Annotated in this window: 16 protein-coding genes; 6 read left to right on the forward strand and 10 right to left on the reverse strand. The window is 39.0% G+C overall.

The features are described 5' to 3' along the window. Window positions 1-97: 97 nt before the first annotated feature. The 5 genes from hemB to rocD all read right to left on the reverse strand — a co-directional run bounded on the left by hemB (window position 98) and on the right by rocD (window position 5,483). Window positions 98-1,066, reverse strand: coding sequence for a porphobilinogen synthase (gene hemB / locus CLW00_RS05880; RefSeq protein WP_106132740.1), 969 nt, complete (start codon window positions 1,064-1,066; stop codon window positions 98-100). Window positions 1,067-1,095: 29 nt separating this feature from the next. Beyond that, window positions 1,096-1,608: a TlpA family protein disulfide reductase gene (locus CLW00_RS05885; protein WP_106132741.1), complete on the reverse strand. Its 513-nt coding sequence runs from the start codon at window positions 1,606-1,608 to the stop codon at window positions 1,096-1,098. Window positions 1,609-1,722: 114 nt separating this feature from the next. Continuing rightward, window positions 1,723-2,937: a porin gene (locus tag CLW00_RS05890; RefSeq protein WP_106132742.1), complete on the reverse strand. Its 1,215-nt coding sequence runs from the start codon at window positions 2,935-2,937 to the stop codon at window positions 1,723-1,725. A gap of 310 nt (window positions 2,938-3,247) precedes the next feature. Next, window positions 3,248-3,904, reverse strand: coding sequence for an HAD family hydrolase (locus CLW00_RS05895; RefSeq protein ID WP_106132743.1), 657 nt, complete (start codon window positions 3,902-3,904; stop codon window positions 3,248-3,250). 304 nt (window positions 3,905-4,208) lie between these two features. Further along, on the reverse strand, window positions 4,209-5,483 hold the full coding sequence (gene rocD / locus CLW00_RS05900) for an ornithine--oxo-acid transaminase (protein WP_106132744.1): 1,275 nt from the start codon (window positions 5,481-5,483) through the stop codon (window positions 4,209-4,211). 89 nt (window positions 5,484-5,572) lie between these two features. Between rocD and CLW00_RS21740 the strand changes: the two genes are divergently transcribed. From CLW00_RS21740 to ftsY, 5 genes are all read left to right on the forward strand, one after another. Further along, on the forward strand, window positions 5,573-5,731 hold the full coding sequence (locus CLW00_RS21740) for a C1orf53 family protein (protein ID WP_170073178.1): 159 nt from the start codon (window positions 5,573-5,575) through the stop codon (window positions 5,729-5,731). Between the two features lie 522 nt (window positions 5,732-6,253). Then, window positions 6,254-6,496, forward strand: coding sequence for a 50S ribosomal protein L28 (rpmB, locus tag CLW00_RS05905; RefSeq protein WP_106133064.1), 243 nt, complete (start codon window positions 6,254-6,256; stop codon window positions 6,494-6,496). Window positions 6,497-6,527: 31 nt separating this feature from the next. Next, window positions 6,528-6,710: a 50S ribosomal protein L33 gene (rpmG, locus tag CLW00_RS05910; protein ID WP_009036148.1), complete on the forward strand. Its 183-nt coding sequence runs from the start codon at window positions 6,528-6,530 to the stop codon at window positions 6,708-6,710. A 45-nt stretch (window positions 6,711-6,755) separates the two neighbouring features. Then, on the forward strand, window positions 6,756-6,908 hold the full coding sequence (locus tag CLW00_RS05915) for a DUF4295 domain-containing protein (protein ID WP_106132745.1): 153 nt from the start codon (window positions 6,756-6,758) through the stop codon (window positions 6,906-6,908). A gap of 90 nt (window positions 6,909-6,998) precedes the next feature. Further along, a complete protein-coding gene (ftsY, locus tag CLW00_RS05920; RefSeq protein WP_106132746.1) occupies window positions 6,999-7,955 on the forward strand; it encodes a signal recognition particle-docking protein FtsY in 957 nt (318 codons plus the stop codon). Window positions 7,956-8,024: 69 nt separating this feature from the next. Here the strand turns inward: ftsY and CLW00_RS05925 are convergent, their stop codons facing one another. From CLW00_RS05925 to CLW00_RS05940, 4 genes are all read right to left on the reverse strand, one after another. Beyond that, window positions 8,025-9,140: a DUF4221 family protein gene (locus CLW00_RS05925; protein ID WP_106132747.1), complete on the reverse strand. Its 1,116-nt coding sequence runs from the start codon at window positions 9,138-9,140 to the stop codon at window positions 8,025-8,027. A gap of 333 nt (window positions 9,141-9,473) precedes the next feature. Further along, on the reverse strand, window positions 9,474-11,108 hold the full coding sequence (pruA, locus tag CLW00_RS05930) for an L-glutamate gamma-semialdehyde dehydrogenase (RefSeq protein ID WP_106132748.1): 1,635 nt from the start codon (window positions 11,106-11,108) through the stop codon (window positions 9,474-9,476). A 113-nt stretch (window positions 11,109-11,221) separates the two neighbouring features. After that, window positions 11,222-11,917, reverse strand: a complete 696-nt coding sequence (locus CLW00_RS05935) for a YjjG family noncanonical pyrimidine nucleotidase (protein WP_106132749.1) — start codon at window positions 11,915-11,917, stop codon at window positions 11,222-11,224. 10 nt (window positions 11,918-11,927) lie between these two features. After that, on the reverse strand, window positions 11,928-12,311 hold the full coding sequence (locus tag CLW00_RS05940) for an ArsR/SmtB family transcription factor (RefSeq protein ID WP_106132750.1): 384 nt from the start codon (window positions 12,309-12,311) through the stop codon (window positions 11,928-11,930). A 156-nt stretch (window positions 12,312-12,467) separates the two neighbouring features. On the opposite strand from CLW00_RS05940, the gene CLW00_RS05945 reads away from it, so the two are divergent. Next, window positions 12,468-13,091 carry a carboxypeptidase-like regulatory domain-containing protein gene (locus tag CLW00_RS05945; RefSeq protein WP_245917195.1) on the forward strand — a complete coding sequence of 208 codons (624 nt, stop codon included), beginning with the start codon at window positions 12,468-12,470 and terminating at the stop codon, window positions 13,089-13,091. Window positions 13,092-13,339: 248 nt separating this feature from the next. Here the strand turns inward: CLW00_RS05945 and CLW00_RS05950 are convergent, their stop codons facing one another. Next, a complete protein-coding gene (locus tag CLW00_RS05950) occupies window positions 13,340-14,743 on the reverse strand; it encodes an aminopeptidase P N-terminal domain-containing protein (RefSeq protein WP_106132752.1) in 1,404 nt (467 codons plus the stop codon). Window positions 14,744-14,843: the final 100 nt, after the last annotated feature.

The following is a 14,843-nucleotide window of genomic DNA, read 5'->3' on the forward strand; positions in this document are numbered from 1 at the left end:
ACTTTGACAGGAATTTATTGACTGTAGGACACAATTTAACTTTGCATTAAATATTATTTAAACCTTCGAATTTTACTTTTTAAATTCTTTCCATTTTCTATTTCCCCAACATAGCAAACTCCTTTGCAAAATAGCTCAAGATCACATTGGCTCCTGCCCTCTTAATGCTGAGCAGAGATTCCAGCATGGCCCTTTCTCCATCCAACCAACCTCTCCCAGCAGAGGCTTTAATCATAGCATATTCTCCACTGACATTGTAAGCCGCTATGGGCAGATTGGAATTGTCTTTCAAAAGACGGATAACATCCAAGTAAGCCAATGCAGGTTTGACCATTAAAAAATCAGCTCCTTCTTCTGTATCCAAATCCGCTTCAATCAAGGCCTCTTGGTAATTGGCAGAGTCCATTTGGTAAGTTTTCTTATCCCCCATTTTCGGAGCCGAATCCAAAGCGTCTCTGAAAGGACCGTAAAAAGCAGAGGCATATTTTGCTGTGTAAGACATAATTGACACATCTGTAAAGCCATTTTCATCCAAAACACTCCTTATGTAACCAACTCTTCCATCCATCATATCCGACGGTCCCAGGATATCTGCTCCTGCCTGGGCTTGAGCCAAAGACATTTTTCCCAAAATCTCCAAAGTCTCATCATTCAGGATTTTCCCATCTTCTACCAATCCATCGTGTCCATCTGAACTGTAAGGATCCATTGCCACATCGGTCATCACTACAATTTCCGGAAAAGTAGTCTTGATTTTATGAATGGCCTGAAGATAAAAAGTCTCAGGATTGTGACTTTCAGTTGCATACTTATCTTTTTTGGATTCGGGATATGCTGGAAAAATATCAAATGCCATGATACCAAGATTAGCGCATTCCTCTATTTCTTTCAGCATCAGATCTAGAGAATACCTATAAATCCCAGGCATGGACGCTACTTCTATTTTTTGGTTAACGCCATCTATCAAGAACATGGGAAATATAAAGTCTTTAACAGAAAGCCTTGTTTCTTCGACCATATTTCTGATGGCCTGTGATTTTCTGTTTCTTCTTGGTCTTCTGAACATAATTGAACGATTTTTACGCAAAGTTAACACTATTCAGCTGAAGCATGTTCATTTAGAAACCGCTTAATCTTTTGAATATTTGTTGAAGATGCCCCAATAAACACATCAGCTACTTGACCTTCTTTGTCTATCAGAATATGTATAGGAATTGCTCTGCCACCATATTCTTTTTCTAAAGATTTGAGAAGTTTGATAGCGTCTTGATTGCCAAAACTGGTTTCATAATCAAATTCAAAACTTGGCCTTTTTTTCTGAAATGCCTTGAATGTACTTTCCTGTTCATCAGAAAATGCCAAGAATCTTACATTTTGACCCTCATATTCTTTGACAATTTTGTTCATTTCAGGTATTTCCTGGATACAAGGCCCACACCAAGTCGCCCAAACATTGATGACTGCCACTTCTCCTGGCGCTAATTCTGTCATACCTGAATTTTTCCGAAGAGTTTTATTCACTTCTTCCTTGTAATTGATCAATTCTTTTTCATTACCATAAAAAAGAAGGAAGCATAATACCGAAAATGCTGAGATAAAAATTTTCATTGTAAATGGATTTAAGACAGTGAAATATATAATCTTTAGTTGAAAGTACAAAAAAAACAGGCCCTACCAAGGCCTGCTTTTTACTTTTCAATAGACTAAACTTTATTTTTTTTTTTAGAAATTCACTTGAGCTTGCAATCTCAGCAAACTTCCTTTTTGCCTGTTATCAGGATTGAGTGAATTTTCAAATGTCCTATCTGATATGGTATACATCGCTACCAATTCAAAATTTCTGTTTGGCTGCCATTCAATTCCAAGTTCCAATTCATTTACTCTATGGCGCGTAGCATCCAATTCGAATTTTTTCCCTCCTTTATAATAGTGATACCTGGTAAAAGGAATGAAAATATCTTTCCCTGTTTGGATAAAATAGTTGGCCAGTACGTATCCACCTCGAAGTGGTGCATCTTTGACTTCATTGGTTTCAGGATCATACTCTGGTCCTCTTCCCCAGTTGAATTCAGCTTGAATTCCAAAGGGCTGAGGATATACTATCACACTTGGCCCGTACCTGAATTCTTCAAATTCGGTCTGATCAAAGTCAGTTTGAGGATTTCTGTTGATGACAAATTTTCCTGTATATGCTTGAAATGAAGTTTCTATAAACTGACCGGATGGCAACTCCCAAGGGTAGGAAGCGCGGCTGACAACATGGAAGTTTTTGTTTCTTTCCGGAAGGTTGGCAGTTTGTCCATTGTAGAGTCCCAAGCCAAACACTCCGTAGTCTCCGGATCCTTTAAGTCCTGAAGACACCAAGTAGTTGAATCTTTGTCTGATTTCAGAAGGTGCATAGTAGAAAAACACCCCTAGGTCCCTTTCATTCAAAACAGCCGAGTTTAATCCATCATGACGATCAAGTGGAAGTCTGTTCTGACTTGATTGAAGGTTTTCGAAACCAAATGGTACTTTTGACTGACCGATTCTTAACCTGAATTCCTGCTTAGCATCTAAGCCCAAATCAAAATAAGCATCTCTTATCTGGGCAAAATTATTTCCTCCAGAAGCCAAATCTGGCTGGATATACATAAAAATACGTTCGTGAATTTGCCCGGAAAATATCATCCTGATCCTTCTGAAAAAAAATCCTCCACCATCACCACCCCAAGAGCGGTCGCACTGGGCACACTGAAGGTCTGGATTGGTTTCTAACAAACCATTGTAACGCATCTGGGCATAGCCTCGAAGCTGAATGGTTTCATACCATGGTTTTGTCAACTTTTTGCTACTTGGCGCAGCATTGTTCAGGGAATCTCTTTCAACGTCCCTTGCAAAAACGTTGGAAAAGGTCACGATCATGAAGATCATGGTCCCTGCGAATATTTTTCGCATCTCAAGAAATAGTTTAAGTAATTGAATACTTATTGTACAGCGACACAAAGGTGCGACACCAATATTTCTTTATAATGATGCAGATATTATGAATTTGTTAACAGAAAAAAGGGCTTCACCTACCGTAATCAACCAATAAGACTCAAAAAAATGCTTTGAATCATAAAAAGAAGGCAATGTCTAAAATAAACCGACATTAAGGCAATGTTAACAAACTGTCAATGTTAAAAAATGCTTAAAAAATTGTTACCTAACTTTAGATAAAACTGAGCGTTTTTAAATTTTTCTCCAATAAAAAAGACTGATTGAATCACGAAGAAACTAAAGAATAAAGCTGTTTAATATTGATCTCATGGTAGTTGTTGATATACAAATCACATGGTGGCAATTCATCTTTAGCATGAGAAGAAAGTACTCCCACGACTTTCATTCCAGCTCTGATAGCAGCAGTAACTCCTGAAAATGAGTCCTCAAACACAATACAATTCTCTGGGTGCTCCTCTAGGTTTTTGGCTGATTGGAGGTATACTTCCGGTTCGGGCTTGTGTTTGGTCACATCCTCACTTGCCAAGATGGATTCCATTTGGTTTTTGAGTCCCAGTGTCCCTACGATGAGATCAAGGTTTGCTCTGGGTGCCGAAGTTGCCACTCCTGTCAATAGACCATCTTCTTTTATTTTACCAAAAAAGTCTAAAAACCCGTCGATTGGTTTTACTATATCTTTATAAATATCCCTAAACAGACTTTCTTTCTCATCTTCCAATTCCAATAACTCGGCTCCCTCAATTTTTCTGCCCAGAAAATGACTTAAAATGTAGGAATTGTTTTTACCATACATGTGCAAGGCAAACTCATCTTCAGTTGGAAAAAGGTCTCTTTTGGCAAAAAACTCTTTGAAGGCAATAGAATGAAATGGATTGGTATGGCAGATCACTCCGTCCATATCGAAAATGATGGCTTTGGTCATGGTTTAATAGGCTCTTTGGTTTGGTAAAGCTAACAAAAAAAGAAAACAAGACTTGTATTACAGAAAACTATAGTTTTATCAATTTTTGTTACTTTAAATGTTGTGCAGCTTTTTAAAAAGCCCTCAATGTTTTGAGGGCTTTTCTAAGAAATATTTACGTTCGCTTTTAATAAAATATGTATATCCGCTTTCATACCAGTAGAATCATAATAGAATTAACCTGTGATTTCGAACCAATATCCTTAAATATCTGATATTATTATTTCAATGCATTTCTATAATATTCCAACTGTATTTGCAGAATCTAACGCTCAAACTCCTTCACCACTTTCTCAATGATATCACAGCATTCATGCAGTTGATCCTCTGTCATAACCAAAGGCGGTGCAAAGCGGATAATATTGCCATGAGTAGGCTTTGCAAGAAGCCCATTGTCCTTTAAAGCAACACACATGTCCCATGCTGTACTGCTGTCTTGGCTGTCATTGACCACAACAGCGTTGAGCAAACCTTTACCTCTTACCAGTTTTAATATACTGTACTTGTCAACAAGTATTTGCATGCGCCCACGGAAAATATCTCCCAGTTTACGTGCATTTTGCGCTAGTTTTTCATCTCTGACTACTTCCAATGCTGTCATGGCGACTTGTGCACCCAAAGGATTACCTCCAAAAGTCGACCCATGCTGTCCCGGCTTGATGACGTCCATGATGTGGTTATCGGCCAATACTGCTGAAACTGGATAAAATCCACCTGAAATCGCTTTACCTAAAATCAACATATCTGGTTTGATATAAGTAGCCTGCTTTTCACAGTGACCCTCACAAGTACAGTTACCACAGACTGCCAACAGAGACCCTGTCCTGGCTATTCCAGTCTGGATTTCGTCAGCTATGAATAGCACATTATGCTTTTTACAGGTTTCTGATACCTTTCTTATATAGTCATCTGCAGGAGTATATACTCCAGCTTCACCCTGAATAGGCTCCACCAAGAAAGCCACTACATTTTTATTTTCAAGTGCTTTTTCCAAGGCCTCAATATCGTCGTATGCTATCTTTTCAAAACCCGGCGTGTATGGGCCGAAGTTTTTTCTTGCATTTTCATCATTAGAGAAAGAAATCACTGTTGTGGTTCTTCCGTGGAAATTATTTTTAGCAACAACAATCACTCCTTCATTTTCAGCGACCCCTTTTTTCTCATAGCCCCACTTACGTGCAATTTTTATGGCCGTTTCTACCCCCTCAGCACCTGTATTCATAGGCAAGACTTTTTCAAAGCCGAAGTATTCGGTTATATATTTTTCAAATGGCCCTAGCACATTATTAAAAAAAGCTCTCGAAGTCAGTGTCAAAGTACCTGCTTGCTCTATCAAGGCATCCTTTATCCTTGGATGACAGTGGCCTTGGTTGACCGCCGAATAGGCAGATAAAAAATCATAGTACTTTTTACCTTCTACATCCCAAAGAAAAACGCCCTCTCCTTTGGCCAGTACAACAGGCAGAGGATGGTAATTGTGAGCTCCATACTTGTCTTCCAATTGGATAGCCTGATCGCTTGAGTTTATTGTTTCCATCATAAATTTGTAGTTTTACAATCTCATCAAAATTTGACAAGATTAATATTTCCAATTTAGGCAAATATAACAAATGGGCTTAGGATAAAAGAATGAATTCGAAAAAGAAGGCAGCAGTACCTCAGAAGCTTGTTCCGGGTGACTATTATATAAATGAAAATGGCCTTATGGTCTTTACCGCTCAATACCACATAAGAAGAGGCTATTGCTGTAGCAGTGGTTGTAAGCATTGTCCTTACCCACCGAAGTAGGGATGGGATTTAGGGAATTATTGTAGAATTGATTAACTGTGCAACCGTTTAACTGTGGGCATTCCTGTTATAAGGAATGAAAGGGGCAATGTTAAAGGTTAAAAATGTTAATAGTTAAATTTGGGTTTTCCGTAAGTTGGGCCGAAACCAATTCAAAAATCTAAGATCCCTGCGGGTGATGATTTATCTTTACTTAGATCTCCCCTGCGTCGCGATGACAAGGTGAAGCTGATATTTATCTTGATGCTGGAATTGTTAACTTCAAAATGTTACCTGTTCAAGATTGCCGCTAAACCTTGCAACTTTTTCAAAACTCTCGATTCTCGTCTCTCGCTCCCTCTCCTTCATCCTTTTCCCAAACCTTCAACTTGTTCGGACCTAATTCTAAAATCTCCCTACTAATCCTCCACATTTTTAAAACTTTACGGAATTATTTTAATGGTAGCTTTTGGTAATTCGGTTAAAAGTCCGATATTTGCAGACTCAATTGGAAAAACGTCTATAATAATACGATCATATATCATGGCAAAAGTTTGTGACATCACCGGTAAAAGACCTCGAGTAGGTAATAATGTATCGCATGCGAACAACAAAACTAAGCGTAAGTTCTATCCGAACCTACACAAGAAAAGCTTCTACATACCTGAAGAAGATGCTTGGATCACGTTGAAAGTATGTACCAAAGCTTTGAGAACTATCAATAAAAAAGGCGTTAGCGCTGTATTGAAAGAAGCTCAGGAAAAAGGTATGATCATCATTAAGTAATTAGGTTTACCCATTTTAAAAATACAGAGCGATGGCTAAGAAAGGCAATAGAGTTCAGGTAATAATGGAGTGTACTGAGCACAAAAACTCAGGCATGCCAGGAACTTCAAGATACATTACAACAAAAAACCGTAAAAACACTACTGAAAGATTAGAGTTGAAGAAATTCAATCCTATCTTGAAGAAAGTTACGGTTCACAAAGAAATTAAATAATTTAGGAAAGCGTTACCTAACAGTAACCTCAAACCCCTTTAAGATATGGCTAAGAAAGTAGTAGCAACCCTGAAGAAAGAAGGCGGCGTCACTTATGCCAAAGTGATCAGAGCTGTAAAGTCTGAAAAGACTGGTGCATATTCATTCAAAGAAGAAATGGTTCCTTCCGCAATGGTACAGGATACATTGAAAAAATAATAGAATAGCACAAAATACATCTAAAAGTCCCTTCGAGCGATGTCTCGGAAGGGACTTTTTCATTATATTCGGGTTCTAAAAATCAATACTATGGGAATTTTCGGTTTCTTTTCTAAAGAAAAAAAAGAAAGTCTGGACCAAGGACTTCAAAAAAGCAACGAGAATATTTTTTCTAAGCTAAGCAAAGCCGTAGTCGGAAAATCCAAAGTAGATGAAGAAGTTCTGGATGAGCTCGAAGAAATTCTGATCACTTCGGACGTTGGAGTGGACACAACAATCAAAGTCATCAGAAGAATTGAAGAAAGAGTTGCCCAGGACAAATACCTCAATACTGCTGAACTTGATGTCATTCTGAGAGAAGAAATTGAGAACCTTCTTAAAGAAAACAAAAGCGCAGACCTTGCAGATTTTGATCTGCCAGCTGACAAAAAACCTTATGTCATTATGGTAGTGGGAGTTAATGGCGTGGGCAAAACAACCACGATCGGCAAACTTGCATACCAGTTTAAGCAAGCTGGAAAATCAGTAGTATTGGGAGCGGCAGATACTTTTAGAGCTGCGGCAGTAGACCAATTGATACTTTGGGGCGAAAGGGTGGATGTGCCTGTTGTTTCTCACGGCATGAATACAGATCCCGCTTCAGTGGCATTTGACGCTGTTAAAAAAGGGGTAGACACCAATGCTGATGTAGTCATCGTAGATACCGCTGGACGTCTTCATACAAAAATCAACCTGATGAATGAGCTGACAAAAATCAAAAAGGTCATGCAAAAATTCATTGACGATGCCCCTCACGAGATTCTACTTGTGCTAGATGGCTCCACTGGACAGAATGCATTTATCCAAGCCAAAGAATTCACCAAAGCAACCGATATTACTGCATTGGCCATCACCAAATTGGATGGCACCGCTAAAGGCGGTGTGGTCATCGGCATATCCGATCAATTCAAAATCCCTGTAAAATATATCGGAGTAGGTGAAAAAATGACTGACCTCCAAGTATTCAACAGGAAAGAATTTGTGGACTCTTTGTTTAAAAAGAAATGATAACCTTTGAGGTCTATTTCGGACCTCGAAGGTTTTAGGATTAAACCTAGAACCAAGACCTTCGGGGTTTTAAAAACCCCAAAGGTCAAGACGAACCCGAACATATTCCTCGTAATCATCTGAAGAAGGTCCCAATAACTTGAGATAAAACCCTTCTGTTGTGAAAAATCCGAAAGGCGCTATTTTTTGATTGTCAAAAAACACTTCACCAAGCATCTCCAAGTCTTTGTTGTGGATGATAAAACTACTTTTGTTGACATATTTACCTTCGCCGCCTTCCTGGGTTTCTATATTCGTATAACGTAACCACAAATCTCTGTAAGGGTCATGAAGCACCCATTTGTACCTGCTTGTTTCCATGCTTGGCAAAAACACAAGGTACTCTCCCCTTTGTTCTGTAGTACCCTTCTGGAAAACCATTTTATCTGAACTTTTGGATTTTACCCATCTGTTACCATTGTTTTCTATCACCAACAAAGAGTCAGAAACGGGGAAACTCAGGATATGGATTTGATCATTTATAGCGTAAGTATGTGAAAAAATCCCTAACTCTTGATCGTCAAAATGCTGTCCATATATTTCCGGATATTTAAAAGGTAAAGGCTCTGCAAGTTTATTCTCCAAATCATACATCCAGACCCAGTTTTCATATTGCATATTAGGTTCCTTCAGGACAAATGGGACATCAGCCAAGACCAACTGCTTCTTTTCTTTATCATAGCTCATCTTATTGCCGTTGACCACACTGAAGTTGACAGCAAGCCTTTCTTCTGGCACCTCTGGCAATGGGAATCTTTCCATAACCTTGCCCTCAAAATCAGAGAGGACAATCTGCTTTTGGTCAGAAATGAAAAATATACCATCCTCTGTAATCAAGTTTCCTGAAACAAACCCTCCTATACCATCAGGTCCTTCTTTTTCAAAATCAACTGTGTTCTCTAGCTCTCCTGAGGGATAACTGTATTGATACATTCTTCTCCCTACAACACCAATCAAAAAAGATTTACCATTTTGATCCAAAAAGGAAAACTCTTGAGGAAGACTCTTGGTCAAGGTGTCTTTTTCCAGATATAGGGTGTCCACGATGTAATTTTTCAGATCAGCTGTAAAAAAAACAGATTCCTGCTTTGACTTATTACAGGAAACCATCAGAATCAAACAAAAGGCAAAAGCTAAATGTCGCATAGAGAAAGGACGTCTATAATTCTTTGATCTCTTTTGTAATGCTTCTTTTAATCATCCTTGCATTTTTAAAGTGTCACTTTAAAATTACAAGAATATAAAACTAAATTGGAAACCCTTTACAGCAAAAAAAGAAACCTGAAATTTATTTTTTAATATGGACTTTTTCTGCTGGATAAAAGGAGTTGGGTTTTGAAAATTATCAAACCATAAATAGACCTCCAGATTCGATTTCTCAGAAAGCCAATGGAAATTTTTTTATAAAAAAAGACCTTCGGGGTTTTTGAAACCCCAAAGGTCATGCATAATCTCGTTTCTAACCTCTCGCTTCTACCCTCAATCTTCACCCAAAAACGGATACTTGTAATCTACGGGAGACACAAAGGTTTCCTTGATCGTTCTTGGAGAAACCCAACGTAACAAGTTGATCATAGATCCAGCCTTGTCATTGGTACCAGAAGCCCGAGCACCTCCAAATGGCTGCTGGCCTACTACCGCACCTGTCGGTTTGTCATTGATATAGAAATTCCCAGCTGCATTTCTCAATTTCTTCGTAGCCAATTCGACAGCATATCTGTCAGTAGAAAAGATAGCTCCTGTCAAAGCATAAGGAGAAGTCTGATCTACTAATTCCAAGGCTTCTTCAAAATGTTCTGAATTGTATACATAAATGGTCAATACCGGACCAAAAATTTCTTCCTGCATCGTCGTGTACATAGGGTCAGAGACTACCAAAACAGTCGGCTCTATGAAGTAACCTTTAGACTTGTCATAATTACCGCCCGCGATAATTTCTACTCCATCAGCCTCTTTGGCATCAGCTATATACTTACTGATTTTATCGAAAGCCTTTTCGTCGATTACCGCATTGATGAAATTGGTGAAATCCTCCGTAGGACCCATTTTCATGGATGAAAGATCTTCCAAAAGGAATTTTTTGACATCATCCCAAATATTACTTGGAATATAAGCCCTTGATGCAGCCGAACATTTTTGTCCTTGGAATTCGAATGCTCCCCTAGACAATCCTACTGCCACTGCTTTTGGGTTGGCCGATTTATGTGCCAATACAAAGTCTTTCCCTCCTGTTTCTCCTACAATTCTAGGGTAAGATTTGTACTTATAAATATTCTCACCGATGGTTTTCCAAATATGTTGGAATACCCCTGTAGAGCCTGTGAAATGTATACCTGCGAAATCAGGATGGTTAAATACAACTTCTCCTGTAGCAGGTCCATCTACATAGATCAAATTGATCACTCCATCAGGAACACCCGCTTCTTTGAAGACTTGCATCAAGACATCAGCCGAATAAATCTGAGTATATGCGGGCTTCCATACCACTGTATTTCCCATCAGGGCTGCAGATGTAGGTAAATTGCCCGCTATTGCTGTAAAATTGAATGGAGTTAAGGCAAATACAAAACCTTCCAAAGGTCTTTGTTCTAGTCTGTTCCAAACACCATCACCTGAAACTGGAGGCTGCTGGGAATAGATTTCTGTCATGTATTTAACATTAAACCTCAAGAAGTCAATGAATTCACATGCAGCATCTATTTCAGCCTGCATCGCATTTTTGGATTGGCCAAGCATGGTAGCTGCGTTGATTTTGGCTCTGTATGGCCCTGCCAATAGATCTGCCGCTTTTAGGAATATGGCAGCCCTTTGTTCCCACTCCATTGATTCCCAAGCTTCCTTCGCCCCAAGGGCGGCATTGATGGCCTGTTCTACATGGGAGGCATCTCCTTCATGGAAATGACCCAGTAAATGCTGGTGGTCATGAGGAGGAAACATAGGCTTTTTATTACCTGTCCTCACCTCATCCGAGCCAATATACATGGGTACATCAACTTGCTGGCCCCTGAGTTCTTTGAGCTTGTTTTGAAGTTCTTTCCTTTCCGGGGATCCCGGAGCATAACTTTTTACCGGTTCGTTTTTTGGTTCCGGTACGTTAAAAAAGCCTTTAAGCATATAATTTGAGTTTATAAGTTTCTGATAAAACAAATATAAGATTTACGGCTTGGAAAACCCGACCAATGATTGACTAGTGGTGAATCATGTGTTTAGAATTCACCATCATTTTATCAAAGAAAACTTTCTAGCTCCTTGAGATGCTTGATTGTATAAGTAGGGAGGTGTTCAATTCCTTTTTCATACGGATCATAATAAACGTTGTCAATATTGGAATTGATAGCTCCCAGAATATCGGAATTTGGATTGTCTCCTATCATCATCACCTGTTCTGGCTTTACAGATAGCTGTCCCATCGCATACTGAAAAATCTTAGGATCGGGCTTTTTGTGCCCAGTTGTCTCACTGGTTACCACCAAATCAAAATAAGGCGTTAACCCGGAAGCATGCATTTTTTTGGCCTGACTCTCATTGAAGCCATTGGTAATGATATGCAATTGATAATTGGGCTTCAGGTATTCAAGTATTTCGATTGAATAAGGCAATAAATTTGGTTTTGAGGAAGTCCTGTGCATAAAATCCTCTTCCAGTTCCTTCGGTATATCGCTAACACTACCACCAGCCCTTTCAAAAATCTTTTTGAACCTGATCTCCCTGAGCTCATCCTTATTCACTTTGCCAAGGTCATACAATGCCCAAAGCTTGAAGTTCACTTCGTAGAAAGCTTTTAAGAAAGCATCAAAACTGGCGATACCTTTTTCCCCCAAAGCAAAATATTCATAAATCTCCGATAGAGATTCTTTTACATTGGTATCATAATCCCATAAAGTATGATCCAAATCAAAAAACAAGTGTTGGTATTTTTTCAAAATAAGAGGTTTATTTTCTGTAAGGATTGTTTTGAATTTTGTTCATCGCCAGTTCCCTGTTCGAATGCAATATGTTATAAACTTCCTGGTCCTTGATAAGGTTAATGTCTTTTTGGATAAATTTGAAGATCTGCTGAATGATTTCATAGGCTTCATCAAGAATATAATAAAAAATCCATTGGTCTACCCTCCTGCTCCCGACTAATCCTGCATTTTTTAAGTAACTCAAATGACGACTGGTTTTGGTCTGGGTAAAGTCCAGAATATGCTCCATATCTGATATAGACAGCTCTTTGTTCTGTAATAATAGGTGAAGAATTCGAACCCTGGATTCCTCTGAAAGGGCCTTAAAAATTCTCATTCCGTAATTAAGACTTATATTTTTGAGTCGCATTTAGTAACTTTAACAACAAATTCAGCCTGAAATTAAACATTTGATGGTAAAATAGGCTAATATTAAAAGCAAATAAGCAATTGGAGGTGTACCAGACGTCCAAAAGCCAGGTTATTAAACATTACGACATTGAAAATTAAGTTTACCCATCTTGCCATTATCTTATTGGGAATTTGTTTTTTGCTTCCACAGGAAAAAGCAAATGCTCAAGACACCGAACGTAAGGTTATTCAGCTTTCAGGTATTATACTCAATGCCGACAGCACTGATGCTGTCCCCGGGGTCAATGTTTACGTCCCAAAAAAAGGAAGGGGTACAAGTTCAGGTCGATATGGATATTTCTCCTTGCCTGTTCTTGAAGGTGATAGCGTCGTGTTCAGTTTTATCGGCATGCAGCGACAGACCTACAAAGTGCCTGCAGTCATGAACGATGATAAAATCAGTCTTATTCTCACCATGCAAACCGATGAAATTGCCTTGGCAGAAATTGAAGTAATGCCTTTCCCTTCTGAGGAGGAGTTTAAACGGCAACTTTTAGCTATGAATTATGACGCGCCTATGGCAATGGATGGCAGGGGAAGTCTAAGCCCCGAAACTTTACTCCGCTATGCAGCTGGAATGGATGCCTCTGGAAATGAAAATTGGAGAGGGTTCCAGCAAGGTCAAATGATGCAGATACAAGACCGATACGGTCCAAGGCCTTTCACTTTGGTTGATCCTTTTGCTTGGTCCAGATTTATACAGTCCATCAAACGGGGAGACTTAAAGAAACGGGACTAAAAAAATCTTATGAAAAAAGCCCGAGTGTATGCATTTACGCTCGGGCTTTTTTTAGTTATTATGTATATCAGCTTTCATACCAGTAGAATCTAAATAATAGAATTAACCTGTGATTTCGAACCAATATCAATAAATATCAAATATCTATTAGTATCCGTTTGCCAATAAACCCTCGTTTAATTGATTAGTGGCATGATTGCGGATAATCATATTTTGTTATTATGTATATCCGTTTTTTGGATGACTTTTTATTCTTCAATTTGAAGTTTCTGAAGGATACCTTCTTCCTTCATGATCGCCTCAATATCAGCTACAGTTTTAGGCACAAAAGAACTTAGGTTTTTATTGCCATCTTCGGTAATCAGAATGTTGTCTTCAATACGCACACCGATTTGCCACCACTTTGGATCAACATCACTCCCCTTGGGAATATAAATCCCCGGTTCTACAGTCAGCACCATTCCCGGTTCAAACTTACCATTCCCACCTCTATCATGAACATCCAATCCCAAATGATGTCCTATGCCGTGAGGAAAAAATCTATGTCTCTCGCCTTCTTTTATCAAGCCCAATTTCACCAGACCATCATCAATCACTTTTCTTGAAGCCCTATCCACAGCCTGAAAATCAGAACCTGGCTTACAGGCCGCAATACCCGCTTCCAAGGCTTCCAATACGATCTCATAAATTGCTTTTTCTTCGTCCGAAAAAACACCTTTGATAGGCACCGTCCTTGTAATATCTCCCGAATACCCCCTGTACTCAGCCCCGACATCCATCAAAATCAACCCATCCTGTAAGTCGGTTTTGTGATTTTCAACATAATGAAGAATAGTAGCATCGTTGCCGGCACCAACGATAGAACCGTATCCCACTTCCTCTGCACCCATCGCTTTGTGTACAAATTCATGAACTCCTTGGATGGCCCTTTCAGAAATACCCGGCTTAATCGATCTAAAAGCTTCCATATGAGCTTTTCCTGAAATCACAACCGCCTTTTCCAGCACTTCCAGCTCCTCTGCAGTTTTGACAGCACGCATTTTATTCATAATGACTGCCAAGGTATTGTTTCTTGGAAGTTCTGACTGAATATTCAACAAACTGGTTTTTTCCACCATTTCCTTAAGCACTGCATTATGTTTGCCTCCTTCAATTTCGTCCATTTCCATCGTTAAAATAGGACTGACGGCATTCCAATTGATATTTGGAGACTGCAAAAAATCTTTATTTAAGAATACTTGTTCAAAGCCAAGCTTTTCTTTAACTCCTTCAATTCCCAATCTCTCTCCATCCCATTGTTCCCTCAGCGGGTCGCGAGGCTGCACATAGACAATTTCCGTCACTTTTTTGCCATTGAAATCTTGGGCTGTCTGAAATATGATCAATGCCGCATTTGGCTCCCTAAAACCTGTCAGATAAAAAAAGTCTGAGTTAGGTCTATAGGTAAATTCCGTGTCATTGGAACGGTTTTTTACAGGATTGTTAAAAAAAAGTGCAGCACTATTTGGAGGAAGTTGTGACCGGAGTGCTTCCCTCCGTTCCTTGTGGAAATCCGGATCAAGGCCATCTGCAAAATAAGATTGTGCATTAACAGTAGCAATTGACATCCCAAGACATAAGAATGTCAAAATGATTTTTGAAAATCTATACATGTGAATTGTTTTAATAATTGTGAAAGATAATACAGTCAACTGATTTTACTGAACCAATTGTAAAAAAATGGATGTTATTCAAAGCTAAAAGTCCTTAACA

The organism is Mongoliibacter ruber (assembly GCF_003003005.1).
In the GTDB taxonomy this organism is placed as follows: Bacteria; Bacteroidota; Bacteroidia; order Cytophagales; family Cyclobacteriaceae; genus Mongoliibacter; species Mongoliibacter ruber.